Consider the following 24,736-nt stretch of genomic DNA (forward strand, 5'->3'; position numbering starts at 1 on the left):
AGGATCAAAATCATGCAGGATCTTGTTCAGCTCATTGTCAACGGCATAGCTCTTGGCAGTATCTACGCACTGGCTGCACTCGGCTTTGTAACCGTCTATACGGCAACCGGCATTGTCAATTTCGCCGCAGGTCAGTTTGTCATGTTGGGCGCATTCTTTGGCGTAACGACAATTCTGCAACTGGGATTGCCGATGAGTGTCGCCGTGCCGGCTGCTATCGCACTAATGGCCGCATTCGGTGCACTGTTCTATCTGACCGTTCATCTTCCCCTGCGATCGCAGCCCCAAGTGACGGTAGTGATCGCCACGGTGATGATCGGCTTTTCAATGCTCAACGGGGCGAACCTGATCTGGGGGAGCCTGCCGTTTCGCCTGCCATCGCCATTTGGCGACGCCACTGTAAGCATTCTGAATAGCTCGATCTCCGTACACGCCCTGGCGACTATTGCCATCACTGCACTGCTCATCACCGCGCTTCATGCCTTCATGAAGCACTCCTCTGTAGGGCGTGTCATGCGCGCGGTTGCATTAGACCTTGGGACTGCACGCCTCATGGGGCTTCGTGTCGGCGTCTTTCTAGCATGCTCGTGGGCAATCGGCGCCGTCCTGGCCGGGTGCGCAGGCATCCTCATCGCCCCGATGTGGTTCGCAGACGTCAACATGGGCGATGCCATCGCCTTGAAAGCGTTCGCGGCCACGATCATTGGCGGATTCGGCAGTGTTCCAGGTGCAATCGCCGGTGGAATCTTCGTTGGGCTGACGGAGATCCTGGGCGCCTCGTACATCTCGTCGTCCTATAAGGATCTGCTGTGCTTCGGCGCAATGATCCTCTTCCTGGTTGCACGTCCACAGGGCATCTTTGGTGAACCGGTTTCGGAGCGAGGCTGACATGATTAGCGTACGAATCACTAGCAAAGGAATGCTGATCGGCTACATGCTTGCCGTCGCGCTTGCCTGCATACTGCCTTTCAACGCTGGCGAGTACTGGGTGAGGTTGATGAATGCGGCGCTGATCGCTGCGGTCGCCGTGATGGGTCTCAACTTTGTGTTGGGATACACAGGGCAGATCTCGCTAATGCACGCTTCGGTTGCCGGGATCGGGGCGTACGCGGTCGCGATCACGAGCACCAGGCTTGGGCTCAACCCATGGGTTGGCGTGGTGATTGGTGTGTCCGCAGCGGGACTCTTCTCCTATGCCATGGGCATGCTGCTGCTCCGTCTGAAAGGACATTACTTCGCATTGGCAACCCTTGGCGTGAACATCAGCTTCACGATCGTCGCGGCAAACTGGGTCGAAGTGACAGGCGGCAGTAATGGTATTACTGGCATTCCCGTCTTGTCGGCCTTTGGAGTCGCCGCCGATTCCGAACAGGCGTTCTTCTATGTCGGACTTTTCATGGTCGGCATCTTGGCAGCATTTGCCTACTACATCCGCCAGACTCCGGTAGGCCGCTCGATGATGGCAGTCCGGGACGACGAACTGGCGGCTTCGGTCTCCGGCCTGAATCTCACTCGCGTCAAAGTTGCGGCGCTCACGTTAGGCGGTATCTACGCGGGCTGCGCCGGAGTTCTATTTGCCTTTCATGCGCGATTCGTTGCGCCCGAAGACTTCAGCATCGGTCAATCCATCTTTTATCTGGCAATGCTGGTGGTTGGCGGCGAGGCGACCATTCTGGGATCCATCCTTGGCGCTTTGACGATCACCTTCCTGCCGGAGTGGTTACGGCCGTTGGGCTCGACCTACCTAGTGGTGTTCGGGTTGATTGTGGTGGCAATGCTGTTCGTTGCACCGAAGGGCATGGCCGGCCTGTTTGGTGTTCTGAGAGAAAAATTTGGTTCGCAGTCGTCCGCGGAGAAGGAGGAGAAATGGCGTTTCTCGAAGTCAGGTCAATAAGCAAGGACTATGGCGGTGTTCATGCCCTGTCCGACGTCTCCTTTCAGGTCGAGGATAGTGAATTCCATTCCGTCATCGGACCGAACGGCGCTGGCAAGAGCACCTTGATTAATGTACTGAGTGGCCTTACGCGGCCGTCGTCTGGGGAGGTTTCCCTTAATGGAAGCGTCATCTCGGCGAAGCGGACGCACGACATTGTCGCGATGGGCGTGGGTCGCATCTTTCAGAACGGCCGCCTCTTCGAACGGCTAACCGTTCTCGAGAATGTGATGATGGGGACGTCGGCGATTAGCCCGCCTTCGCTCATGGAACATGTGTTGGTGCCACGCCAGGCGCTCGCCAGGCAAGCGGAGAATCGTAAGCGCTCAATGCAAATGCTTGAACGATTCGGCCTTGCTGCCCATGCAAGCCGCCAGATTGGGGCGCTTTCCTATGGGAGTAGACGCTTGGTTGAGATGGCCAAAGTCATGATGGGTAGGCCCAAGCTGTTGCTGCTGGACGAGCCGGCGGCCGGCCTGAATTCGGGTGAAGTCGAGCGATTGATGGTGCTTCTGCGCGAACTGCGGAAGGAACACCAACTTGCCGTCATCCTGATCGAACACAACATGAGCATGGTCATGCGCCTGGCCGAGAGAATCACCGTTCTCAATTTTGGCAAAAAGTTGGCAGAGGGGACACCCGGGGAGATTTCCCGAAACGACGCCGTACTGTCCGCCTACCTCGGGGAGGGCTACAAGCATGCTGCACTGTGAAAACCTTTCCGCGTACTACAAGGACGTCGCGGCGCTGCGCAATATCAACTTGACGGTAAATCGTGGGGAAGCCGTCGCTCTGATCGGCGTGAACGGGGCGGGCAAGACCACGCTTCTCAAGTCGATATCAGGCGTGCTGAATATCAGCGGTACGGTGCGATACGACGGCGAGGACATTTCTCGCCAGTCCGTGGAGCAGCGGGTGCGCGGCGGCATCGCGCATGTGCCGGAGGGCCGGAAAGTGTTTGCCGGCCTCACTGTGAAGGAGAACTTGCTGGTAGGGGCCCACATGCGGCGTCGCGACGGGCTGGTAAAGGCCGACCTCGAGCGCGTCTATTCGCTTTTCCCTCGACTCGCGGAACGCTCTAGCCAGTTGGGTTGGTCCCTCTCAGGGGGTGAACAACAGATGCTGGCCATCGGCCGCGGGCTGATGGCCCGCCCCAAGGTTCTGCTGTTGGACGAACCCTCTCTCGGGCTCGCACCGCGCTTGGCGGAAGAAGTCTACGCGCGTATCGCTGACATTCATGAGGAGGGGCTGACAGTCTTGCTGGTTGAGCAGAACACGGTCCTTGCGCTGAGCGTGGCATCGAGAGGCTACGTGCTCGAGAGTGGATCAGTAGTCCTGGAGGGTGCTGCTGAGCAACTCAGGTCAGATGATCGTGTCCGAGAAGCGTATCTCGGACACTCGACGCACTAAAGAACTGATCCCGCTGATAGTTCGCGCTGCCGCGTGGCAGCGCCTTTGCAACCGTACCGGAGCATTTAAATGAACACCGCTGCAGTAGTCCGACAAGTTTCTCACGCACTTGCCGAAGCCAAGGAACTCTACCGGGAATCGAATACCGAGAGCTATGCCCAGCACGTGGCGGCCTCCCGCGCGCTGCCAGGCGGCAACACCCGGACGGTCATCTTCGTAGATCCGTTCCCGATCACCCTTACCGAAGGAAAGGATGCCCAGGTGAAGTCGCTCGACGGGCGCTGGTATCGGGATTTCCTCGGAGAATATACGGCCGGGTTCTACGGACATTCCAATCCTCATCTTCGCGCGGCAGCGATGGCAGCGCTTGATCGGGGCTGGTCCATGGGCGGTCATACCGAAGCTGAAGCCGAGATGGCATTTCTGCTTCAGGAGCGCTTCCCTTCGATGGAGTTGCTGCGCTTCGCCAATTCCGGCACGGAGGCCAATCTGTACGCGATCTCCACGGCCATGGCATACACCGGCAAGAAGAAGATCGTCGTTTTCGAAGGTGCCTATCACGGCGGTGTGTTTGTCTTCTCTGGCGCCTCCCGTCACCCGCTGACCGCTCCGTTCGACTTCATTGTCGCGCCTTACAACGACATCGAGGGGACTACGGCACTTCTTGCCCAACACGCCAATGAGATCGCCGCGGTCATTGTGGAGCCGATGCAGGGGTCAGGCGGGTGCATTCCGGCGAGTCTCGAATTCCTCCAGCATCTGCGCGAGTGGACTGCGTTGCACGGAACCGTCCTGATCTTCGACGAGGTCATGACTTCCCGTCTCTCGTACGGAGGGATGCAGGCGGTGCACACCATCACCCCTGACATGACGACGCTAGGAAAATACCTGGGTGGCGGCTTCAGCTTCGGCGCGTTTGGCGGACGGAGCGAGATTATGAACGTATTCAATCCTTTGCGGCCGAACGCCATCGGTCACGCCGGCACGTTCAACAACAACATCTTTACGATGACAGCCGGTGCCGCAGGCCTGAAACATGTCCTGACCAAGTCCCTGATTGAGGAAGTCAACGGCCGGGGCGAGAAACTGCGCCGCCAGCTCAATGAACTGGTATCGGGCAGCTCGCTACCTATGACATTCACGGGACGCGGATCGATGATGAACGTGCACATGACGCGAGCAAACGTTCGTAGTGTCCGCGATCTCAAGGACAACATCGTGCCGCTTCGTGATCTCTTCTACTACGACATGGTGCGGGAGGGATTCTGGATCGCCAAGCGAGGAATGATCAATGTCTCGATCCCGACCACGGACGCGGACTGCGAAGCGCTGCTCCAGGCCGTATCGCATTTCGTAGAATCGCGCGCGGATCTGGTCCTTTCCTGATCCCTATGGCCCGCTGCGGGCTGCACGCAGCGGGGCAAAAATTGGCAGGTTGCTCGTTCTCGTCCCAATCTTTGTCGACCAGGAGATTGCAAAATGTCGGAATCCATGCCGCGGACAATCGCGGATCTGCCCGCACAGCGGGCGGCGACGCCTCGTTCCAAAGCCGAAGCCAGGGCTCGCTACTTTAATAGCGGAAACGCGTTCAACGTAAAACTGTCTCCGATTCCCGGCGATAGTTTTACCGAAGAGGCCGCCCTCGCACTTCACCCGGATACGCGCAGCACACTTTTTGCTTGCGATCGCTCGCGCGAGCTCCAGTGCCCATTCCCAGCAACCACACCATTGGTGCTTGCGCGCTACGCGAGGATCCTCGCCAACGATACGCTATGCACTAACTTCGCCGCCAGTGGTGTTGTGGTGTACGTCATCCGGGGGGACGGATCGACCCGATGCGGCGAGGAGAATGTCGTATGGGCGACCGGCGATCTCCTCGTATTGCCGGGCGGTATTGCTCAAGCGCACACAGCGACTTCGGACTCAGTGCTCTGGATTGTCACCAACGAACCGCAACTATCCTTCGAAGGTGTCAGGCCGCCGGCGGCTGGCGAGGCGCCCACGGACGTGGTGCACTTTACTGGCGCCGAGATGGAGAAGCAGATCGATCTCATCTACAGCATTGGCCGCACCAATGAGATCGCCGGCTCGGCCCTGATCCTTTCCTCGGACCGTCAAGAGGCAAGCCGAAATGTGCTTCCGACTCTCACCGTCGCGATGAACTCGCTGCCGCCTGGTGGAGTGCAGCGGCCGCATCGACATAATTCGGTGGCCGTGGCACTGATCATTCAAGGAGAGAACTGCCATTCTGTCGTTGATGGAAAGCGTAAGGACTGGGCACAGTGGGCAACGACTGTCACGCCGGCGACCGCCACTCATTCTCACGTCAACAATGGAAGCGAACGGGCGAAGTTTCTCATCGTGCAGGACGGGGGAATCTATTACCACACTCGGGCAATGGGCTTCGAGTTCGTGGATCGCTGACAGTCTTTCTTAGTGAACCGATCTCGCCGCCGGTCAATGGCGGCCCACCAACTCAGCGATTAACCCTTTCCGGGCCGCCGAATCATTCGACGACGAGATTCTCTGCGTCATCTTTCGTAATACATCATCATGAGCACACCCACTATCCTTTGCTGCGCAGTAACGGGGAACATTACCACCCGTGCACAACATCCTGGCTTGCCATGCACGCCAGAGGAAATCGCCAATGCATGCGTCGACGCGGCGCGAGCCGGTGCTGCGATCGTTCACATTCATGTGCGGCATCCGGACGGACGACCAAGTATGGAACTGGAGCACTACCGTGAGGTGGTGCAGCGTATTCGTAGCAGCGATGTTGATCTCGTGATTAATCTGACGACCGGTCCCGGCCAGCGATTCATTCCGAGCGAGGATGATCCTAAGATTGCGGCACCCGGAACCACGCTGATGCGCCCCGAGCCACGCGTGGCCCATATCGTTGCGCTGCGGCCGGAAATTTGCAGTCTGGACTTGAACACAATGTTCTCCGGCTCGTCGGTCGTGATCAACACGCCTTCCAACGTGCGGACGATGGCTGCCATGATCCAGGAAGCTGGAACGCTGCCAGAGCTGGAAGTCTTCGATACGGGAGACATCCACCTGGCCCGCGACCTGATCGCGGATGGAACCATCGCGTCCCCGGCGTTGTTCCAGATCGTGCTTGGCGTCAAATACGGCGCCGATGCGTCGCCCGAGACCATGAGCTACCTGAAATCATTGTTGCCCACTGGATCTCGCTGGGCCGCCTTCAGCATCGGCAGGTTCGCCTTTCCGATGCTTGCCCAGGCGCTCCTGTCGGGAGGACACGTTCGCGTGGGGCTCGAAGACAATGTCTATCTCGAGAAAGGCGTGCTGGCGCCGGACAATGCGGCGTTGGTGAGGAAGGGGGCCCGCATCGTACAAGAACTCGGCGGAACACTGGCCTCGGCTGGCGAGGCACGTGAAATCCTTGGGCTGCGAAAGCAGAGGCCGCTGGACTGACACTGGGTGATGTCGGCGGGAACGGCTTCTGAGAAGCTGTTCCCGAAGAATTGCCGCGTTATGGATAAATTGTGATTCAGCCGAAGAGTACTGATGGGTGCGTATCCGGTGGGCGTGCTGACGCCATCGCGGCAGCCAATCGACGAAGCGTCTATGCGCTATCGACGGCGATGCTGAGTTTCGTCGCGAACGACGCGATAGTGAAGCACCTCAGTCAACAGATTCCTACAATCCAGGTCATCTTCGTTCGTGGCTTCATAGCATCGACGCTGCTCTTTTTCATCGTTCACGCGACGAAGCTGGGCTCGCGTCTCGGGGATCTACGTAACGGCCGCGTGGGGTTACGCTCGGCATTCGATGGATTGGCCACAATCGCCTACCTCAGTGCGTTGGCATGGCTCCCGATCGGAAATGCTACGGCGATTAACATGGCAGCGCCGATGCTTCTCGTGTTTCTTGTGGTGTTGCTGACGAAGCAGTCGGTGGACGCGAGGAAGTGGATGGCGATCGGGGCGGGGTTTCTCGGGGTCATCCTGATTGTGCAGCCCCGCCTGGACGGCATGAACCGATACGCGTTGCTATGCCTCCTCGGAACCTTTCTCCACGCCTGCAGAGACTTCGTGACCCGGGGAATCGATCCCGCGATTTCATCCGTGATCGTGACGCTGAGCACCTCGCTGTTCGTGACCGTTCTCGCAGGGCTTTGTCTGTCCCCCTACCCGTGGACACCAATCACCTGGCAGGAGGGGGGGCTCCTCTGCGCCGCCGGGGGATTCTTATGTGTCGGCTACTTGCTGGTTACCATTAGCATGCGAGCGGGCGATGTCACCGTTGTGGCCCCTTTTCGATATACCGGTCTGATATTTGCCATCGCACTTGGCTGGCTCGTCTGGGACGAGACACCGAACGCGGCGGCGTGGACGGGCATAGCGGTGCTATTCGGGGCGGGTGCCTATGTACTGCGCCGGGAGCGGCAGCGCAGCCACTCGCAGCTCGACGCCCAGCCGGACTAGACGGCGAGGACGCTGTACAAGCCATCGTAGAGTCTGTCGCTCCTGCAATGAGTGCCGCCGTAAAGCCGGATACGGAGAGGCCGTCCTTGCCGCCGCCTGGTGGCAAGGTTTCAATACAGGCCCGACACGCGCGCTTTGAGTCGCGTCAGGCCCAATAGTGCATTGATAGACGGGGTCGGGACCCGGGTGAGCTGGCCGAGCTCCTGAACGGCACCGAGAATCGCGTCCAATTCGATGGGCTTGCCGGCCTCTACATCTTGCAGCATCGAGGTCTTTGCCGCGCCCAGCGTTCGCGTAAGGCGGTGGCGGTCGGCAGGCGCCTGGGAGATGGGCAGGCCAAAGGCTTCTCCGATCTGCTTGGCTTCGAGCATCGCGCGGGTAGCGAAATCCATGACCAGCGGGTCGTCAACGATCCGGTCGGTCGTGGCGCCCGTCAGTGCGCTGATAGGGTTGGTCGTCATGTTTCCCCACAGTTTGAACCACACATCGCGCTGGATTTGTGCCGATATTTTGGCTTCAATCCCGGCGCGGTTCAGGATGGCGGCGAGGCCTTCAACGCGCTCGGAGATCCCGCCGCGCGGCTCGCCAATGATCATGTCATTGCCGAAATGCTGACGCACCACGCCAGGCGCCTCAAGGATGCAGCTCGCGTGGACGACGCCGCCTATCACCAACTCGGCCGGGATGGCCTTCGCGATTCGAGACTCGGGGTCGACTGTCCGCAGACGCGTGCCAGACATGCTTTCGCCAAAGCCGTCGAAGAACCACCAGGGGACGCCGTTCATCGCCGTCAATACGGTGGTGTGGGGGCCCAGAAGCGGCCGGAGTGCTTCGGCGATGTCGGGCAGCGCCGGCGCCTTCACGGACACGACTACCAGGTCTTGTTGTCCCAGCGATGCCGGGTTGTCGGTCGCATGCACGGGAAGCGAGAAGACGTCCTGCCCCTGCTTGAGCGTCAGTCCTTTGTCCCGGAGTCGCTGCAAGGTTGCGCCGCGCGCGACAAAAGTGACATCGCATCCCTGCCGCAGGAGTCTGGCGCCGATCCAGCCGCCAATCGCACCGGCACCATAAATCGTGGTCTTCATATGCCTTGATTTCGGAAAAAATAGCGGTCACGGCTCCGAGCGCTGAACCTCATGTCGTATGATCCCCGTTTGCAGAGGACGGTCCAGCGTCGCAACCGCTGGACCGCGTGATCTCAGCCTTGGGAGCGGGCCGATTGCGCGGTGGCGATTAGTCGGTTCGTCCAGTCCCGGCTAATGTTGGTCTCGAGATAGCTTCGCACGGCTGGTTGCGCAGCCTTTCGGAACGCGTCGATCTCGGCGCCCGTCAACGTCGTAACGGACATGCCCTTGTCCGACAGCACTTTCTGCGCCCCGAGATCCAGCGCCCGTGTCATGTCTCGGTGGATCTTCGTCGCGCGGTCCACGCCTTCCTGAACAATCACCCTCTCGGACGAGGATAGACCGTTGAAGAATCGATCATTCGCCAGATAGCCGAACTGTCCATAGATGTGGCCGTCTAGGGTGGCGTATTTTTGCTGCTGGTATAGGCTGGCCGCCAGGATGGTTGAGACGCTATTCTCCTGGCCGTCCGCGGTACCTTGCGCAAGGGCCGCGGGCAACTCGCCCCAGTCAATTGCAGATGGACTCGCCCCCAGTGCCTTCACAAATTCGATATACACAGGGCTGGGCTGCACCCGGATCTTCAGACCCCTGAGGTCGGCCGGGGATTTAATGATCCTTTTCGAGTTGGTGAAATGACGTACTCCATTGTCGGCATAGGACAGGAGTCGTACCCCTGTCTTCTTGCGCATGTCTTCGGCCAGGTCTTTCCCGAATTGCCCATCGAGGACCGTGTACGCCTGCTGATGGCTTTCAAAGAGATAGGGGATACCGAAGATGTTGAAGGTCTTGTAGATCCCTGTAATGGCGCCTTCGTGAAGTACGGCCAGTTCGATGCTTCCCAGGCGCACGCCTTCGGCCGTCTGCTGCGCGGAGCCTAACTGGCCGGCAGGATAGATGTCGACCTTCAGACTGCCATTGCTGGCCTTTTCCACATGCTCCTTGAACGCCAGCGCTGCGGCGTGATTGGGTTGGTCGGTCTTGGCGGGTTGAAAATGGGCGTACTTGATCACCCGCTGTGCCCGAGCGGATGTGCCCCACAGGCCGGCAGTGGCACCGGCCATCAACGTGACGAATCTGCGACGAGATGTTTGCATGGCAGTTTGGCTCAAAGAGGTTAGCGGGCGTAGCCGAGCACGCCCGGCAGCCAGGTCGAGAGGGCGGGGACGTAGGTCAGGAGCATGAGAACGCTCAGCAGCGCTATGAGCATGCCTTTCATCTCACGGACCATTCTCCCCATCGGTACTTCGGATACCACCGAGGTCACAAACAGGAGGCCCCCTACCGGCGGTGTGATCATCCCGAGTGTCAGGTTGACAATGACGACGATCGCGAACTGCAGCGGGGCAATGCCGGCGGCGTCAGCCAGGGGAGCGAGGATGGGCACCATGATCATGACCCCGGGAAGGGGTTCGATGAAGATGCCCACCAAGAGTAGTAACACGTTGACGGCGAGGAGCAGTTCGATGGGCGAGAGGTGAAGCCCGGCAATCCATGTTCCGATCAACTGGGGGATCTGTCCAACGGTCAGCATCCATGCGAACACGGCCGATGTTCCGACGATGAACAGAATGGATGCAGTCATGAGCGCGGTGCGGAAGAGAATCGCCGGAAGCATCTCGACGTGTAGCGTCTTGTAGACGAATCGACCGACGAGCAACGCGTAGAACACTGCAACCGCAGACGCCTCCGTGGGGGTGAAGATCCCAAAGTGAATACCACCGAGAATGATGAAGGGCAACATGAGCGCAGGGAGCGCCCTGAGGAACAGGGTAAACAGCGGGCGCGGATCTAGGAGCTCCGCACTGCTGCGATAGTTTCGCCGCACGCTCACGATGTGATTGACCACGACGAGTGAAGCGGCGATGAGTAGCCCTGGAACGATTCCGGCGAGGAATAGCCCGGTCATCGTGACGCCGTCATCAGTCAAGGAATAGATGATCATGATGATCGACGGCGGGATGATGGGGCCCACGATGGCGGTCGATGCGGTCAGGGCGGCGGCATACGCATCGCTGTATCCCGCGCGCTTCATCATCCGGATAAGCATGGCACCGGGGCCGGCCGCATCCGCGAGCGCGGATCCGCTGATGCCCGAGAAGAAGGTCAGCGTCAGGATGTTGGCATGGCCGAGGCCACCTCGGCGCTTACCGACCAAGCGCGCGGCAAACGTCAGAAGGACGTCCGTAAGTGCGCCACCCGACATTAGCTCTGCCGCCAGGATGAAGAACGGCATCGCGAGCAACGGAAAGCTGTCCAAACCGCTGAACAGGTTTTGCACCACGACCAGGCCGCTGAGGCTCGGCTGCATGGCAACCGCAAGCAACCCAGCGATTAGCATGGCAAAGGCGATTGGGACGCCGAGTCCCATGAGGCCGACAAACGATGCAGCAAGGACTAGATTCATTCGAGTCTCCTTACAGCGCTTGTGGATCAAAGTTGTCGACTTTTTCCCACTCGCCACTCTGGATCCACTGGCGTGCCACCGTGAGCAGGTGGAGCAGCGTGAGGACGGCGCCGATGGGGATGGCCAGATAGACTTGTCCGTAGGACCAGCCCAGTACAGGCGTCTCTTGCTCCCAAGCGAAGTCGGAATACTGCACGCCTAGCACCACCAGAACGATCAGAGCTGCGGCGATCGTTAGCACTATCGCGGCCCGAAGCGTGCGCGCTGCCTTCGCCGGAAAGGCCTTGGCCAGATTGTCGATGGCGATATGGCCTCCAACACGCAGAGCAAAGCCGGCACCGAGAAAGGTCGTCCAGATCATCATGTAGCGTGTCAGCTCTTCCACCCAGACCAATGAGTAGGAGAGCACGTAGCGCGCACCGACGTTTGCGATGACAAGCACCGACATGACCGCGACGAGGGTTATGAGTAACCAGCGATTCGCTGCCAATAGCCAATCTTCCCACGGGCGCTTCGATGAAAATGCGCGGGGGCTTGCATACTGCTCAACACTCATGGGAGGTCTCCGGTGATTGAGGGGCAACGCGCGCCTTGTTAACACTGATATCCAGGGCTCACCCGATCCAGCCTGCGAAGGAGCGCTGGCCACGGCAAGGATCCATCCAGGTGCTTCGGCGTGCCGCGCATCCGCAGGTTGGTCTCTTCAATCATCCGAAGCGTCTTTGCTTCGACCTCCGGTGTCACATGTTCCAACTCCACACCGCTGCTTTGCGCCTTGATCTGGATCTCGCATGAACGCTGCAGCATGTACATGCGGACGAAGGCATCGGCGATGGTTTCACCGCAGGTGAGCAGGCCATGGTTAGGAAGGATGAGGTAGAACTTGTCCCCGAGATCGCGTTGCAGGCGAGCGCGCTCGTCGTCGTCAAGCGCAATGCCCTCATACGGATGGTAGGCCAAGCTGCCCCGGATGAAGATCGCTTGTTGGGAGAGCGGAAGGAGGCCGCCTTTCTGCATGGAGACGGCGATGCCATCGGCCGTGTGCGTGTGAAGTGCACATCCAACATCCGGGCGAGCGTCGTGAATGGCGCCGTGAATCAGGAAGCCGGCGGGATTGACATCGTAGGGTCTGTCCGTAAGCTTGTTACCTTCACGGTCGATCTTGACGAGACTCGATGCGGTAATTTCATCGAACATCAATCCGTAAGGATTGATCAGGAACTCTTCGGTCCCTGGAACCTTCGCGGAGATGTGCGTGTAGACCAGATCTTCCCATCGAAACAAAGTCAGTAGCCGATAGCAGGCTGCCAGATCGACGCGGGTCTTCCATTCCTCGGGGGAAACCTGCTTTTGGAGTGCTGTGGGCGCGAATGCGGGCGAATTCATGGACCTATCTCCTCGATTTCAGGCAATGCAGTTGGAAGACCCCGAAGGGCTCGGGGTCTTGGAAGGAATGCGGTGCGTGGAACGCGATGCGAAATTACTGGGGATCGCTTACCTTGGTTACGAAGTTCATTTCCTTCGTCCCCTTCTTGAAGTTGACGACGGTCACTTCGTGTACGCCATTGCCGCCCGCATCAAAGGAGAACTGGCCGGCAACCCCCTGGTAGTTCTTCACGCTACCGAGATACTCGCGCAGCTTCTGCGGGTCGGTGCCGACTTTGCGTAGTCCGTCGGCGAGGATCATTGCGCCGTCGTAATAGACAGCGGCGTAGCTATCCGCGTCGATCTTGTATTTGGCCTTGTAATCCTTCACGAACTTGGCTGCGTGGGGATTGGTGTCAAGCATGACATCGATGACGCCCCACACATTTTCGAGATCGGACGGTGACATCAGTTGCATGGCCGACGGCAGGAACGTGCCAGAGGCTGCGACCACGGGTTGCTTGAGTCCCAACGTCTTGATCTGGCGAAGCAGAAGTGCGCCGTCCTGTGGAAAGCTCAGGGCAATGATCGCATCCGCACCCTTGTTCTTTAGATTGAGCAACTGGGCGGACATGTCCTTGTCCGTGCCGCCATACGCTTCCATGCCAGCCACTTTGATACCCGAGTCTTCCAGTTGCTTCGCCGCGGCCTTTGCTGCGCCTTGCCCGAAATCGTTCTGGATGTAGATGATCCCAGGCTTACTGGCATTTAGTCCCGTCTTGACGAATCGGGCGATGGCTTGCGCGGCGGTGGTATCCGCCGGCCGAATCCGGAACATATAAGGGTTCTTCAGTGCACCAACTGCTTCTGCACCGCCTGCGTACATCACGGGGATCTTTGCTTTCAATACCTCAGGTGCGACCGCAAGATTCTGCGTGCTGTAGCTGGAGAGAAATACAAACACTGGCTTGCGCTCCTGTACCAGCTTGATGAATGCATTCAGCGCAGTGGGATTGGACGATTGAGCGTCTTCGAAGACAAAGCGGATTGGCTTTCCATTGATGCCACCCGCCTTGTTGATTTCCTCTTCTGCCAGTCGAAGGGAGTTGTGATACTGCGTGCCGGACAATGCGGCTGGTCCGGTCAGCGGGACCGTGGCGCCCACCTCGATCGCCGATTGCCCGAACGAGGATGCACTTGCAATGCTGGCCGTCGCGACAAGAACCAGCTTGAACAACAGGGACTGCGTTTTCATTCGTCGTGCTCCAAAGGGAGAAGTAGGGACTTCGAAACAGAAAAGCTATTGCGTCGATGGTTGCCGCGGCTTCAGACGGTGAATCCGCTGCAGGCGGAAGTGCGGAATGTTCGGGTCGGTGAAGAGCCTTGCAATCGCAGAGCCGTGAACGAGTGTTTGGCGAGGGCGCACATTTTTGCGTCTAAGTCAGAGGATGCCTCGGTGTCGACTTTCTTCCTGATCGGGGCAGTGATCGGCCGGCTGACGTTCCTCATTCCGGCCTCTGAGTGCTTAGTTTCGAAAACCGAGACAGGAGGATCGATTTACGATAGTATGGGTCGGGTGCCGATCGAACGCAATGTCTGGCGTACTAGGGCAACTACTGAGCGCGGCATTGGTGCGTCATAGCGGATGCACGCACCGCCAAGGAGCGGAAGGCTCGCCGTAGTGCACGCGATACCTGCGCTCTCTTGGCGGAGCGCATGGCCTCGGGGATCGGCGTGGTTGGAAGCAAGGAGCTAGGATGAGTGAAGACACAAAGGGTCCGTTGGAACGCTATCTGTCCATCTTGGAAGTCGTCTTGGCATCCGGCAAGGGACTCACGGTAGCCGAGCTTGGGCAGATTCTCGATCTCCCCAAGGCGACGACGCATCGACTGCTGGCGGCCCTGAATGGCGCGAAGGTGCTGGATGTTGCGGAGGAGGGGCGCAGGACGTACCGCGCGGGGGCGCGGCTGGCGCGTATGCTGACGCTGGGCACCGATGAGAATATGCTCATCAACTTTTGCCAGGTGGTCTGTAACGAGCTTGTCAATGAACTGGAGGAAACGTGTTATGTCGTGAAGCTGTCGTCGAAGTCCGCTTATGCGGTAGCGGTCGCCGTTACCGATCACAGCTATCGCCTTCATGTTATGCCTGGCTCTGAGATGCCGCTTCACGCGGCCGCGTCGTCGAGGATCCTGCTGGCTTATCAGGACGACGCTGCACGTCGCCGATATCTCGGTGCGCCGCTTGAAAAAATCACACCGCTGACAAAAGTCAGACTGGCCGACGTGCTAGCAACGATTAACGAGGCACGGCGGAATGGGTACGCCACATGTCTCGGTGAGGTCGATCCTTCGACCATGGCATATGCGGTGCCGGTCTTCTCTCCGGGTGGCGTCATTTATGCCGTAGGCGTAACTGGTCCGCAATTCCGGATCAGCAAATGGCCGCATGATGAGCTCTTGCAGCGACTCCGGAGCGCGGCAGACAAGCTTCGGCGAATGCTCGAAATGTCCACGTCCTGAGACACGGACGCAGACCCCGGTCATATAGAGCTCGAGGTGCTGACTGATGCGGTGCGTAGGGCTCTGGAACACACATCAATGGGGGCATCTATGTCGAAACATCTCGCCGCCTGCCGGACAGAGGCGGCGCCCGCCCGCGCGCGATATCGGGGAGGCGATGTCCAGCCGACCGCCGGCGTGGCGCCAGGCATGACGCAGGTCAACATCATCGCGCTACTGCAGGACTGGGCCTGGGACTTCCTCCTTTTTGCGCAGCGAAGCGCGAAAGCCTGTCCCGTTCTGGATGTCATCGACGCCGGCGGATATCGCAGCGCAATGGCGGAGGGGGCCGACATCCGCAGTGACCTGCCGTTGTATAGCGTCTGGCGCAACGGGACGCTGGTAGAGGAAATCGCCGATGCCACCGGGCTGTGGCATGACCCGACCCCGACGTGGTGACATTTCTTATCGGATGTAGCTTCACATTTGAGAGCGCACCGATCGATGCTGGGATCGGAATCCGGCATGTCGCGAGGAGGCCACGAACGTCCCGATGTATCTCACAAACCGAATGTGCCGGCCGGCGGGCCGATTGCGCGGCCCGATGGTGGTGTCGATGAGGCCGCTGCCCGCGGGCCGAGTTGCTGATGCCGTGGCGATTAGTAGTGGCTATCCTTCGGTGCACGGAGCACCCGTTCACGTCGGTAACCCTGGTGCGCTTGGCATCGCGGACTTGGCCCGCCCGGATTTCGGGGACCCGGTACGCGTACAGGACGGCGAAATTCCCGTGTTCTGGGCTTGCGGCGTAACGCCTCAGGCAGCGGTGATGGCGTCGTTGGTGCCGTTTGCCATTACCCATGCGCCGGGGCACATGTTCATCACAGATGTACCCCATAGTACGTACCACGCCTGACTGACGGACGCCGATCCGTTGATTGATGGCGCCGGATCCAAGGGACTGGCGCCATCTCGGTTCAGAACCGGGTACGCATGCCCATGCCAACGCCGGTTCGGGTCGATGCGCCTCCAAACGGCCCCAGAGGGCTATTGGGATCCGTTACGGAGGCGCCGCTCAACTTGCCGCGGTCGGCTTCCAGATAGACATCCGTGCGCTTCGAGAGGCTATACATTGCAACCAGGTAAGCCGTTTGCAGGATACCCGACGCGCCCTGCGCGGCACCGGCGACGTTGTCACGCATGTATGTCGCCACGAATCGCCAAGCGGGAGTCGGTTGGTAGGTCAGGCCGATTACGCCCATGCGATCGTGGCGACGCGACGTCTGGGTTCCCGGGCCGAGGACGGTGTTTGCATTGCTGCCGATATTGGTGTTGGCCAGCGGCGTGCTGGTACCGCTTGCCCCGACAATGAAACCCGCATCGCGGTGGGAATCGACGTAGTAGGCGTGGGCCGTGAACTGGCCAAAGGAATATTTGCCACCCGCTGTCCACAGCAGGAGGTCATTGCCATTGGCATCGCGAGATTGCTGGCCGGCGCCGCCAAAGAGCAGATTACCCGCTTCATAGGTCGTAGCGAATTGCATGGTTCTGCCACGCGCGGCGTTGCCTGACTGCTCGCCGAACGAGTACTGCGCGTTTACGGCGAGGCCTCCCCACTTGTTCGAGTAGTCGACCGTGTTGTCAAAGCGGATGCCGGTCAGAAAAACCTCCCAATTCTCTTCGGGATAGTTGCCGGTGTTGATGGGGTCGACCTGTGCAAGAAAGGTATAGGCTGCGCCGTATTGGCGCCCGGCCTTCACCGTCCCCAGGTTTGCCGTCGACAGGCCGATCCAGGCCTGTCGCCCGAATAGTTGCCCCTGCTGGCCGATCTTCCCGGCATCCGAGGTGAAGCCACTCTCGAGCGCAAAGATAGCCTTGTTGCCCGCACCTAGGTCCTCGGCACCGCGCAGGCCCCAACGTGCACCGTTGAAGGCCCCTTCCGTTAGTGCGACTTGGCTGCGCGGCCCATTGGCGGTGGGTTGGTTTGTGGTGTAGCGAATTGTTGTATCGATGACCCCGTACAGGGTAACGCTCGACTGAGCATACGCAGTGCAAGCAGACAGCGCGGTGGCCAGCGCCATCCCAGTTTTCATGTACTTCACGAATCTTTCTCCAATAATTTTTCAGTGTAGGAACCGAGCAACGCAGCAACCCCTCAGATGAGCGGTGGGCCAACGGCTCGTTTATGAACGCCGACTCTGGACGGACGGCTTCGCGCTAACGTTTGTCTGACCTTGGTCCATCGTGTCTGCTAGTATCGAAATACGAGACGACAAGATCGATTAATGATATTATGGTGGGCTCCCTTTTCCAAGGCAATGATGCCGGGATTAGGACTAGTACTAATCCCGGCTCTGGTGTGAGTGCCATGGCATGGCTGCGCCCAGGCGTCATCGGCAATGCACCGGAGGGCCCGAGGAAAGAGAAGGGGACTTGCCGTCGTCGAAGACGGCAGAGGGGACAGGGGGGTGGACCGGCGATGGGGGGCGTTATCCGACGATCCGTCGACCGCAAGCAGGCGAGGGCCGGGATTTTCCCGGCCTTGCCCGCGCGGGTGTGGCTAGCGGTTGACCAGCTTTTTCGGCAGCGTAAGCGTGAGCATCGCTCCAATCATTGCCACACAGGCAATAAAGATCACGCCGTTGTTGGTGCTGCCGGTGACATCCTTCACCACGCCCACCACGTAGGGGCTGACGAAGCCACCGAGGCCGCCAAAGCAGTTGATCATTGCCACACCGGCAGCCATGCCGACGCCAGACAGGAACAGCCCGGGGATGGTGAAGAGCATCGAAGTAGTACTGTACGCGCCGACCGCAGCGATCGTGAGGCAGAGCAGTGCCATGCCCATCGAGTCGTGAAACCAGACGCTTCCGATCAAGCCGACGCACACACAAGTGAAGGGGCCTACTAGATGCCACCGGCGTTCCCGCATCCGGTCCGAATTTCGGCCAATCAGAAACATCATGAAGAATGCTGCCGAAAACGGAACTGCGGTGTAGAACCCCACATGCATGACGTCACCGACATTGAGTTGCTGGACAAGCGTGGGAAGCCAGAAAGACACGCCGTACGAGCAGATCGCCGAGCAGAAGCAAATGCTCGTCATCTTCCAAATACGCCGGTCCTTCAGGGTGGCCGCAAGAGACACGGTGGACTTGTCCCCCTTCGAGAACTCGCGATCCGCTTGAAGTTCGCGCGCGATGAGCGTCCGCTCGTGTTCAGTAAGCCACGCTGCCGCTGCGGGGCCATCGGATACGTACTTCAGGCAGAACAGGCCAAGCAGAAAGGAAGGCACTGCCTCGATGATGAACATCCATTGCCATCCCGTAAGCTGGTGTGCACCGTGGCCGAACTCGATGATCGCCCCTGACAAGGGGGCGCCCAGCATGCCGGACAGCGGTACGGCCCCAACGAAGAGCGCTACCATCTTGGCCCGCTTGTCAGCGGGAAACCAATAGGTGAGATAGAGAATGACACCCGGATAGAAGCCGGCTTCGGCCGCGCCCAGGAGAAAGCGCAGCACATAGAACTGTGTTGGCGTTTCGACGAAGGCGAACCCTGCGGAGATGAGGGCCCACAGAAGCATGATGCGGGAGATCGTCTTCTTTGCACCGATTCTCATCATCAGCAAGTTGCTCGGGACTTCGAAGATGAGATAGCCGATAAAGAAAAGGCCGGCACCGAGGCCGTAAATGGCGTCGCTGAAGCCGAGGTCCTTCAGCATGTGCAGCTTGGCGAAGCCGATGTTGATCCGGTCCAGGTATGCTGCCACATAGCACAGCATTAGGAACGGCATGATATGCAAGGCGACCTTGCGATAGACCGCATCGCGCTTGGATTGCAAGCTCGGTACGGCAGATTCGTTGACTGTTGCATGCATGGGCAATTCTCCTCCATCCTTCATCTTTGAACCCGGGAGCAGATTTCTGTCCCGGATGCAGCGCTGTGGCAGAAATCACATACGGTGTGTGATTCCGTCTATTTAGGTCTTACTTGAATTGTGGCTTCGATTTCAACGGCCATTTGCGAGGGCAACGATGAGGCGCCGGTTGCGATTCTTGCGTGACGCCCTTTGTCTCCCAGTACTGCCGCGAAGAGTTCCGACGCCCCATCGAGAACCTTGGAATGTGCATCGAAGTCATCGCCGCAGTTCACAACGCCGTTCACGCGCACAAGTCCCGCGATATTGTCGATATCGTCATCGCACATGCTGGCGACATGACCGAGAATGTTCAAGGCGCAGATTCGGGCGGCGTCCTGACCTTGTTCGATGGAAAGGTCGCGGCCGACTTTTCCTGCGTACTTCAGTACGCCGTTCAAACGAGGCGCCTGACCGGCCACAAAGAGCAGGTCCCCAGCACGCACGATCGGTACGTAGGCCCCGCGCGGCTGATTCGTTTCGGGCAATTCGAGGCCGAGTTCGCGCAGGCGCCCGGATATGGTGGTCTTGCTCATTTGAGTTGCCTCCAATCGCCGCGCTGACCTTGCCAGTTGACGGAGTGCCCGAGCGCGCGCATCACGCTGCCTCGGAGGGCGCGAACCATCCCTTCGTACTCTTCCATGACGATGCCATCATGGGCAGGTTCAGGGGCCATAAACATGCCGTCGACGCCCCCGTGGGCCACACACAATTCGGTACTGCGCGTCTCCAGCTCGGGCGGATGGAATACCGTCGGGTTTTCCAGCAGCGCCGAGAGTGCGGCGACGATACCGGTCGCTCCCCAGTTGGAGATGTTGGCCGTGACCAGCCAGTCTGCAGCCGTGACGGCAGCGACACCGCCTCGCCCGGGGGTGCCAGTGTCCGCCGCTTTCGGGGAGAAGCGCGGAAGGTCCTCGGCAATGACGCCCATGCCAAGTTCGTTGCCGCCGTCGCCGATCCCGATGAACGGAATGCCGGCCCGCTTGACCTGCTCGAACAGGCGGTCGAGGTTAGCGACCATGCCATCTAGGGGGCGGCCTCCGAGGCCGTGGTACAGGCCCTTGGCATTGCAGCCCGGGCGCTCGATGGAGATCGCAGCGCACGGGCGCGTGATCTCGAGCAATTTGTCGCAGATCGCAAACGTTCCTGCCTCATCCTTCGGGACGGTCTTGATATAGACCGGACGCAGGTACTCGATCGGGCGGATGACACCGTCCTCAGGATAGGGCATCGGGGCGAGGCCGGCGCCACGAAGCGTGGCCACCATCATGGTTTCCCAATCTTCGTCGATGACGATGACGGTCTCACGGCGCATGCCGAGAAAGAAGGCCCGTGCCAGCAAGGCGGCGCCGATCGGACCATCGGTTTCCGGTGCGCCACCGCCTTCCGGAAAACCGGTTGCAATAAGGATCGGCCCCGGGTTCTCTTGCGTCGCGGCGACAATTCGCTCGGCCGCGCCCATGCACGCAGGGCCAGGCTGGCGGGACTGCAGCGCCTTGTACAGGTTGCCAATCAGGCCGACGCCGGTGTAGTCGACTTTCATGAAGTCGTCGATGGTGGCGGCGACCCGCCGGTACGTATTGGATTCTCGGTCAAGCATGTTGGGCTTCCAGTTAGATTCGCGGGGCAGACTCAGGCCTTGAGCGCCTCGATATAGACATCCGTGTCGACGTTGCCGCCGCTGAGGACCAGAGCGACGGCTTTGCCTCGGACATCGAGCTTGCCGGCCAGGAGCGCAGCGAGGGGCACGGCGCCCCCGGGTTCGACGACGAGCCTCAGGTGCTGGTACGCAGCTTTCATGGCCCGACGAACGTCGTCATCGTTCACGACGAGGCTGCCGGCAAGCAACGCCTGGTTGACCGGGAAAGTCAGTTTCCCGGGCTTGACCACCTGCAGCGCGTCGCAGATGGATTTCGCCCCAGGGACATTGCTTTCTGGGCGTCCGGACGCGAGCGAGCGAGCGAGTTCGTCGAATCCGGCGGGCTCGCCGGCATAAACGTCAGTGTTGGGCGACAAGGCTTTGACGGCGATCGCGACGCCGGCAACCAGACCGCCGCCGCTGCAGGCGGCAATGACGGCATCGGGGTGCACACCATGCTCGATACACTGTTCCACGATCTCAATGCCGACGGTTCCCTGGCCGGCCATGATGTAGGGGTCGTCGTAGGGGGGGACCGTCACAGCACCCGTGCGCTCGGCAATTTCGGCGCCGATCGCCTCGCGGTCATCCTTTTGTCGGTCATAGAGAATGACGGTGGCGCCATTCGCCCGCGACCCATCAATCTTCGCTCGCGGTGCATCCGACGGCATGATGATGGTGGCCGGGATGTGCAGGCTTCGCGCGACCGTCGATACGGCCAAAGCGTGATTCCCGGACGAGAAGGCCACGACACCGGCGGCGCGTTGCGCGGGAGTCAGTTGCAGAAGCCGATTGCAGGCGCCGCGGAACTTGAACGCCCCGGCGTTTTGCAGGCACTCGGGCTTTACAAGTACGCGACCGCCGACGAGGTCGTTCAACGCTGCACTTTCTAGCAGCGGCGTCCGGACGATGTAGCGGCGGATGCGGTCGTGCGCTTGCTCGATATCGGCAAGTGAAAGTGCGAACTGGTCGGGAAGGGTGGCGGTGTCCACGACGAACTCCTCAATGGCTGCGTTACGATGTTTCTATTACACAGCGATGTCGGAATAACGGCCAATCGTCAATTTCGATGGACTTCGATAAGGTAGCCTTATCGATCACGCTGTTAAGCGTGCGGGCGGGTGGTCAGGGACCAATCGATCTGAGGCACTAGGGAAAGCACTGATGCGCCGTCAGAACAAGAGGAATTCGTGAAACTACGGCCCTCGGGCGCAATTTTCCTCACTTGGTTCGGTGCGCGGGATGGCATTCAGCCGTGGCGACGGAGGCGATTTCGCATGCGAGGGTGGCAAGGGCCATCTTGATGGGTTCATCGCTGCCGCGGGAGTACGCGACCGCAAAGGTCAGGTCACGCAGTTTGAGTTCTGCCTCCCGTACCGTCAGGCGGCCCTGCTCGACCTCCTTGGACACAGCAAGTCTCGGTACGACGCAGAGGCCAAAGCCGTCCTCTGCCATGCGGACGATGGTTGAGAGCGAACAGTTCGTGAATATCCGCGGCGCTCCATGTTCCGGTGTGGCGAGCTCCTGCCTCAGAAAAGTATAGGGGTAGGTGCGTTTGGGGAAGGTGATGATCGGATGCTCGGTCAGGGCCTGCTTCGAAAGCGGCTCTTTGGACACTTTCAACGACGGTGAAGAGAAGAAGTTCAATTCATACTTGCACAGCTCTTTTTCTACGAGTTCTCCGTCTTGCTGGGGCCCTAGTACAAAGGCCATATCGAGTTCTCCGCCCTTCAGCGCCTCCCGCAGCGTCGGTGTGATGTCGACAACGATATCGATACTCAGGTTTGGGTACTTTTGGTGCGCACGTTCTAGAAATTTGGCCAACCAGGTTTGTACGATTGTTTCCGCCGTCCCCAATCGAATGACGCCGCTGTACGAATCGTCCTCGGCCACCTTAAGCATCATTTCCGTGCGCAACGCCATGAAGCGCTCGGCGTAGTCATAGAGCACCCTTCCTTTTGCCGTGAGTTTTATCGTTCTGGGTCCCCGCTCCAGCGCCTTGATCCCCATCTCTTCCTCGAGCGAAGCGACGCGTTGCGAAACAGCGGGCTGCGTGGTGTGCAGCTTCACGGCCGCCTTGTTGAAGCTATTCAGGTTCACCACCCAGTAAAAGACTTCGAGGCTCTTAAAATTCATGTTCGTACAAAGTCCGTTGCGTGGCGTATGCCTGATCAATCTGGGGGATGGCCTCATTCTATCGCCGGTGCCTCCGCAGTGCCGATCGCAGAATCCCGGTGCCCATCCTTCATGAAATGTAAATTCAATGTTCATGCTGTGCGGCACTGCGGGCATGCCGTGTGCCGCTAGACTTGAGGCTTCCAGGCAAGTCGCCCTTTCATCGCGACTTGGTTCCCATGTCAAGGCGTGATATCGATCGGCGGTGAGCAATGCGAGTTCATACAGATATTGCTGAGTTCATGGAGGCAATCGTGGGGCCGCACGGTTGTCTCACCGGCGACGCCGATACTGAACCGTTCGTGACCGACTACCGCCGCATCTATCGCGGCAAGTCGCCGCTGGTGGTGATGCCCACGACCACGGAACAGGTCAGCCGGGTGATGGCCTGGTGCTATGACCACAACGTGCCCGTGGTGCCGCAGGGCGGCAATACGTCGCTCATGGGAGGCGCCGTGCCCGACGGCACCGGCACCGCCGTGGTGATCAGCCTGAAGAAGATGAACCGCGTGCTGGCCATCGATACCGTCAACGACACGATGATCGTGGAAGCCGGCGTTACGCTGTCCGGCGCGCGCGCGGCGGCCGACGATGCCCGGCGCCTGTTCCCGCTGCGCATCGGCTCGGAGGGCTCGTGCCAGATCGGCGGCAACCTGTCGACCAACGCGGGCGGCACGGCGGTGCTGCGCTACGGCAACATGCGCGACCTGGTGCTTGGCATAGAGGCAGTGCTGCCCGACGGGCGCATTTTTTCGTCGCTTAAGGGCCTGCGCAAGGACAACACCGGCTATGACCTCAAGCACCTGTTCATCGGCGCCGAAGGCACACTCGGCATCGTCACCGGCGCGGTACTGAAGCTGATGCCGCAACCGCGCTCGACCGCCGTGGCGTTCGTGGCCGTGGATGGCCCGGAAGCCGCCGTCAAGCTGCTGGGCGAGGCCCGTGCGGTGTCCGGCGGCGCGGTCAACGCGTTCGAGCTGATTTCGGCCCCCGCGCTGGACCTGGTGCTCGAATACCTGGGCGACGTGCCGTCGCCGCTGCCGGGCCGGCATGACTGGATGGTGCTGATCGAGCTGACGTCGGGCACCGACGAGGCAACGCTCAGCGGTACGCTGATGGAAATCCTGGAGTCGGGCCTGGCCAATGAATGGGTCGTCGACGCGGCCGTGGCATCGAGCCTGTCCGACAGTCAGCAGTTCTGGCGCCTCCGCGAGGAAATCTCGGACGCCCAGACCCGCACCGGCGGCAGCATCAAGTGCGATATCTCGGTGCCGGTGTCGCGCATCGCGCAGTTCATCGACAAGGCGTCGGCGGAGGTGCTGGCGCTGGAGCCGGCCACCCGCATGGTGATCTACGGTCACATGGGCGACGGCAACGTCCACTTCAACCCGCTGCGCCCGAAGGACCGCGACGCCAAGGACTTCCTGGCGCAGTGGTACCAGCCGGTGTCGGATCTGGTCGATGGCCTGGCCCATGCCGAGAACGGCTCGATCTCGGCCGAGCACGGCATCGGCGTAGCCAAGCGCGACGACCTGGGTCGCTACAAGTCGCCCGTGGAGCTGGAATTGATGTGGCAGATCAAGCGCGCCCTGGATCCCAAGGAACTAATGAATCCAGGGCGCGTGCTTCCTCAGTCGGTAGACTGAAGCATGGGCAGTGTGTTTCTTCATGTCTGACCTTAGGCCGACTCCTCGTCGGCCTTTTTTTGAGTGCGCCCGGCAGGGCGCATCTACTTGGGGGTGCAAGTCCCCTACACACCCGGCAAGGGGAAGTGTTAGCCAGAGACAAGGGTTTCCCGGGCGACCGGGA

The 24,736-nt window shown here is 59.8% G+C and carries 22 protein-coding genes and 1 pseudogene; 11 read left to right on the top strand and 12 right to left on the bottom strand.

Translation table 11 applies throughout. The annotated features are described in order from the left end of the window. The first annotated feature begins 12 nt into the window (after window positions 1–12). The 8 genes from KHO41_RS21565 to KHO41_RS21600 all read left to right on the top strand — a co-directional run bounded on the left by KHO41_RS21565 (window position 13) and on the right by KHO41_RS21600 (window position 7,800). Window positions 13–888, top strand: a complete 876-nt coding sequence (locus KHO41_RS21565; RefSeq protein WP_211955324.1) for a branched-chain amino acid ABC transporter permease — start codon at window positions 13–15, stop codon at window positions 886–888. 31 nt (window positions 889–919) lie between these two features. After that, entirely contained in the window at window positions 920–1,894 is a 975-nt protein-coding gene (locus tag KHO41_RS21570) for a branched-chain amino acid ABC transporter permease (protein WP_211955325.1), read from the top strand. Next, window positions 1,867–2,646, top strand: coding sequence for an ABC transporter ATP-binding protein (locus KHO41_RS21575; RefSeq protein WP_211955402.1), 780 nt, complete (start codon window positions 1,867–1,869; stop codon window positions 2,644–2,646). The genes KHO41_RS21570 and KHO41_RS21575 overlap by 28 nt, the downstream gene beginning before the upstream one ends. Further along, window positions 2,633–3,343 carry an ABC transporter ATP-binding protein gene (locus KHO41_RS21580; protein WP_211955326.1) on the top strand — a complete coding sequence of 237 codons (711 nt, stop codon included), beginning with the start codon at window positions 2,633–2,635 and terminating at the stop codon, window positions 3,341–3,343. The genes KHO41_RS21575 and KHO41_RS21580 overlap by 14 nt, the downstream gene beginning before the upstream one ends. 69 nt (window positions 3,344–3,412) lie before the next feature. After that, window positions 3,413–4,729 (top strand): aspartate aminotransferase family protein, encoded by a 1,317-nt coding sequence (locus KHO41_RS21585; protein WP_211955327.1) that lies wholly within the window; start codon window positions 3,413–3,415, stop codon window positions 4,727–4,729. A gap of 93 nt (window positions 4,730–4,822) precedes the next feature. Continuing rightward, window positions 4,823–5,767: a cupin domain-containing protein gene (locus KHO41_RS21590; RefSeq protein WP_211955328.1), complete on the top strand. Its 945-nt coding sequence runs from the start codon at window positions 4,823–4,825 to the stop codon at window positions 5,765–5,767. A gap of 129 nt (window positions 5,768–5,896) precedes the next feature. Then, window positions 5,897–6,787, top strand: coding sequence for a BKACE family enzyme (locus KHO41_RS21595; RefSeq protein ID WP_376989718.1), 891 nt, complete (start codon window positions 5,897–5,899; stop codon window positions 6,785–6,787). A gap of 71 nt (window positions 6,788–6,858) precedes the next feature. Further along, complete coding sequence (locus KHO41_RS21600) at window positions 6,859–7,800, top strand: DMT family transporter (RefSeq protein WP_211955329.1); 942 nt, start codon at window positions 6,859–6,861, stop codon at window positions 7,798–7,800. A 110-nt stretch (window positions 7,801–7,910) separates the two neighbouring features. Here the strand turns inward: KHO41_RS21600 and KHO41_RS21605 are convergent, their stop codons facing one another. The 6 genes from KHO41_RS21605 to KHO41_RS21630 form a co-directional block, all read right to left on the bottom strand. After that, window positions 7,911–8,885 (bottom strand): 2-dehydropantoate 2-reductase, encoded by a 975-nt coding sequence (locus KHO41_RS21605; protein WP_211955330.1) that lies wholly within the window; start codon window positions 8,883–8,885, stop codon window positions 7,911–7,913. Between the two features lie 113 nt (window positions 8,886–8,998). Further along, window positions 8,999–10,021 carry a DctP family TRAP transporter solute-binding subunit gene (locus tag KHO41_RS21610; RefSeq protein ID WP_211955331.1) on the bottom strand — a complete coding sequence of 341 codons (1,023 nt, stop codon included), beginning with the start codon at window positions 10,019–10,021 and terminating at the stop codon, window positions 8,999–9,001. Window positions 10,022–10,041: 20 nt separating this feature from the next. After that, the gene (locus KHO41_RS21615) at window positions 10,042–11,331 is read right to left on the bottom strand and encodes a TRAP transporter large permease (protein ID WP_211955332.1); all 1,290 of its coding nucleotides are present in this window, start codon (window positions 11,329–11,331) and stop codon (window positions 10,042–10,044) included. A gap of 10 nt (window positions 11,332–11,341) precedes the next feature. Beyond that, window positions 11,342–11,887, bottom strand: coding sequence for a TRAP transporter small permease (locus KHO41_RS21620; protein WP_211955333.1), 546 nt, complete (start codon window positions 11,885–11,887; stop codon window positions 11,342–11,344). Window positions 11,888–11,925: 38 nt separating this feature from the next. After that, window positions 11,926–12,717, bottom strand: a complete 792-nt coding sequence (locus tag KHO41_RS21625; RefSeq protein WP_211955334.1) for a class II aldolase/adducin family protein — start codon at window positions 12,715–12,717, stop codon at window positions 11,926–11,928. A gap of 94 nt (window positions 12,718–12,811) precedes the next feature. Next, window positions 12,812–13,951 (bottom strand): ABC transporter substrate-binding protein, encoded by a 1,140-nt coding sequence (locus tag KHO41_RS21630; protein ID WP_211955335.1) that lies wholly within the window; start codon window positions 13,949–13,951, stop codon window positions 12,812–12,814. A gap of 502 nt (window positions 13,952–14,453) precedes the next feature. Between KHO41_RS21630 and KHO41_RS21635 the strand changes: the two genes are divergently transcribed. Both KHO41_RS21635 and KHO41_RS21640 read left to right on the top strand, forming a co-directional pair. Further along, window positions 14,454–15,218, top strand: a complete 765-nt coding sequence (locus KHO41_RS21635; protein WP_211955336.1) for an IclR family transcriptional regulator — start codon at window positions 14,454–14,456, stop codon at window positions 15,216–15,218. A gap of 78 nt (window positions 15,219–15,296) precedes the next feature. Continuing rightward, window positions 15,297–16,110 (top strand): annotated as a pseudogene (locus KHO41_RS21640) (putative hydro-lyase). A 61-nt stretch (window positions 16,111–16,171) separates the two neighbouring features. Here KHO41_RS21640 and KHO41_RS21645 read toward each other — a convergent pair. From KHO41_RS21645 to KHO41_RS21670, 6 genes are all read right to left on the bottom strand, one after another. After that, window positions 16,172–17,287 (bottom strand): porin, encoded by a 1,116-nt coding sequence (locus tag KHO41_RS21645; protein WP_211955404.1) that lies wholly within the window; start codon window positions 17,285–17,287, stop codon window positions 16,172–16,174. 467 nt (window positions 17,288–17,754) lie between these two features. After that, window positions 17,755–19,074, bottom strand: coding sequence for an MFS transporter (locus KHO41_RS21650; RefSeq protein ID WP_211955337.1), 1,320 nt, complete (start codon window positions 19,072–19,074; stop codon window positions 17,755–17,757). Window positions 19,075–19,172: 98 nt separating this feature from the next. After that, complete coding sequence (locus KHO41_RS21655; protein WP_211955338.1) at window positions 19,173–19,649, bottom strand: RidA family protein; 477 nt, start codon at window positions 19,647–19,649, stop codon at window positions 19,173–19,175. Continuing rightward, on the bottom strand, window positions 19,646–20,713 hold the full coding sequence (locus KHO41_RS21660) for a DUF4392 domain-containing protein (RefSeq protein ID WP_244873943.1): 1,068 nt from the start codon (window positions 20,711–20,713) through the stop codon (window positions 19,646–19,648). Before KHO41_RS21660 ends, KHO41_RS21655 begins: the two co-directional genes overlap by 4 nt. A gap of 32 nt (window positions 20,714–20,745) precedes the next feature. Continuing rightward, entirely contained in the window at window positions 20,746–21,744 is a 999-nt protein-coding gene (locus KHO41_RS21665; RefSeq protein ID WP_211955339.1) for a threonine/serine dehydratase, read from the bottom strand. A 229-nt stretch (window positions 21,745–21,973) separates the two neighbouring features. Next, window positions 21,974–22,888, bottom strand: coding sequence for a LysR family transcriptional regulator (locus tag KHO41_RS21670; RefSeq protein WP_211955340.1), 915 nt, complete (start codon window positions 22,886–22,888; stop codon window positions 21,974–21,976). 281 nt (window positions 22,889–23,169) lie between these two features. Between KHO41_RS21670 and KHO41_RS21675 the strand changes: the two genes are divergently transcribed. Further along, complete coding sequence (locus tag KHO41_RS21675; protein ID WP_211955406.1) at window positions 23,170–24,573, top strand: FAD-binding oxidoreductase; 1,404 nt, start codon at window positions 23,170–23,172, stop codon at window positions 24,571–24,573. The last annotated feature ends 163 nt before the right edge of the window (window positions 24,574–24,736 follow it).

Source organism: Cupriavidus numazuensis, from assembly GCF_905397435.1.
Lineage (GTDB): Bacteria > Pseudomonadota > Gammaproteobacteria > Burkholderiales > Burkholderiaceae > Cupriavidus > Cupriavidus numazuensis.

Bases quoted from the DNA above. Each gene is read 5' to 3' on its own strand.
- KHO41_RS21565 (WP_211955324.1), top strand. From the start codon at position 13: ATGCAGGATCTTGTTCAGCTCATTGTCAACGGCATAGCTCTTGGCAGT.
- KHO41_RS21570 (WP_211955325.1), top strand. From the start codon at position 920: ATGCTGATCGGCTACATGCTTGCCGTCGCGCTTGCCTGCATACTGCCT.
- KHO41_RS21575 (WP_211955402.1), top strand. From the start codon at position 1,867: ATGGCGTTTCTCGAAGTCAGGTCAATAAGCAAGGACTATGGCGGTGTT.
- KHO41_RS21580 (WP_211955326.1), top strand. From the start codon at position 2,633: ATGCTGCACTGTGAAAACCTTTCCGCGTACTACAAGGACGTCGCGGCG.
- KHO41_RS21585 (WP_211955327.1), top strand. From the start codon at position 3,413: ATGAACACCGCTGCAGTAGTCCGACAAGTTTCTCACGCACTTGCCGAA.
- KHO41_RS21590 (WP_211955328.1), top strand. From the start codon at position 4,823: ATGTCGGAATCCATGCCGCGGACAATCGCGGATCTGCCCGCACAGCGG.
- KHO41_RS21595 (WP_376989718.1), top strand. From the start codon at position 5,897: ATGAGCACACCCACTATCCTTTGCTGCGCAGTAACGGGGAACATTACC.
- KHO41_RS21605 (WP_211955330.1), bottom strand. From the start codon at position 8,885: ATGAAGACCACGATTTATGGTGCCGGTGCGATTGGCGGCTGGATCGGC.
- KHO41_RS21610 (WP_211955331.1), bottom strand. From the start codon at position 10,021: ATGCAAACATCTCGTCGCAGATTCGTCACGTTGATGGCCGGTGCCACT.
- KHO41_RS21615 (WP_211955332.1), bottom strand. From the start codon at position 11,331: ATGAATCTAGTCCTTGCTGCATCGTTTGTCGGCCTCATGGGACTCGGC.
- KHO41_RS21620 (WP_211955333.1), bottom strand. From the start codon at position 11,887: ATGAGTGTTGAGCAGTATGCAAGCCCCCGCGCATTTTCATCGAAGCGC.
- KHO41_RS21625 (WP_211955334.1), bottom strand. From the start codon at position 12,717: ATGAATTCGCCCGCATTCGCGCCCACAGCACTCCAAAAGCAGGTTTCC.
- KHO41_RS21630 (WP_211955335.1), bottom strand. From the start codon at position 13,951: ATGAAAACGCAGTCCCTGTTGTTCAAGCTGGTTCTTGTCGCGACGGCC.
- KHO41_RS21635 (WP_211955336.1), top strand. From the start codon at position 14,454: ATGAGTGAAGACACAAAGGGTCCGTTGGAACGCTATCTGTCCATCTTG.
- KHO41_RS21645 (WP_211955404.1), bottom strand. From the start codon at position 17,287: ATGAAAACTGGGATGGCGCTGGCCACCGCGCTGTCTGCTTGCACTGCG.
- KHO41_RS21650 (WP_211955337.1), bottom strand. From the start codon at position 19,074: ATGCATGCAACAGTCAACGAATCTGCCGTACCGAGCTTGCAATCCAAG.
- KHO41_RS21655 (WP_211955338.1), bottom strand. From the start codon at position 19,649: ATGAGCAAGACCACCATATCCGGGCGCCTGCGCGAACTCGGCCTCGAA.
- KHO41_RS21660 (WP_244873943.1), bottom strand. From the start codon at position 20,713: ATGCTTGACCGAGAATCCAATACGTACCGGCGGGTCGCCGCCACCATC.
- KHO41_RS21670 (WP_211955340.1), bottom strand. From the start codon at position 22,888: ATGAATTTTAAGAGCCTCGAAGTCTTTTACTGGGTGGTGAACCTGAAT.
- KHO41_RS21675 (WP_211955406.1), top strand. From the start codon at position 23,170: ATGGAGGCAATCGTGGGGCCGCACGGTTGTCTCACCGGCGACGCCGAT.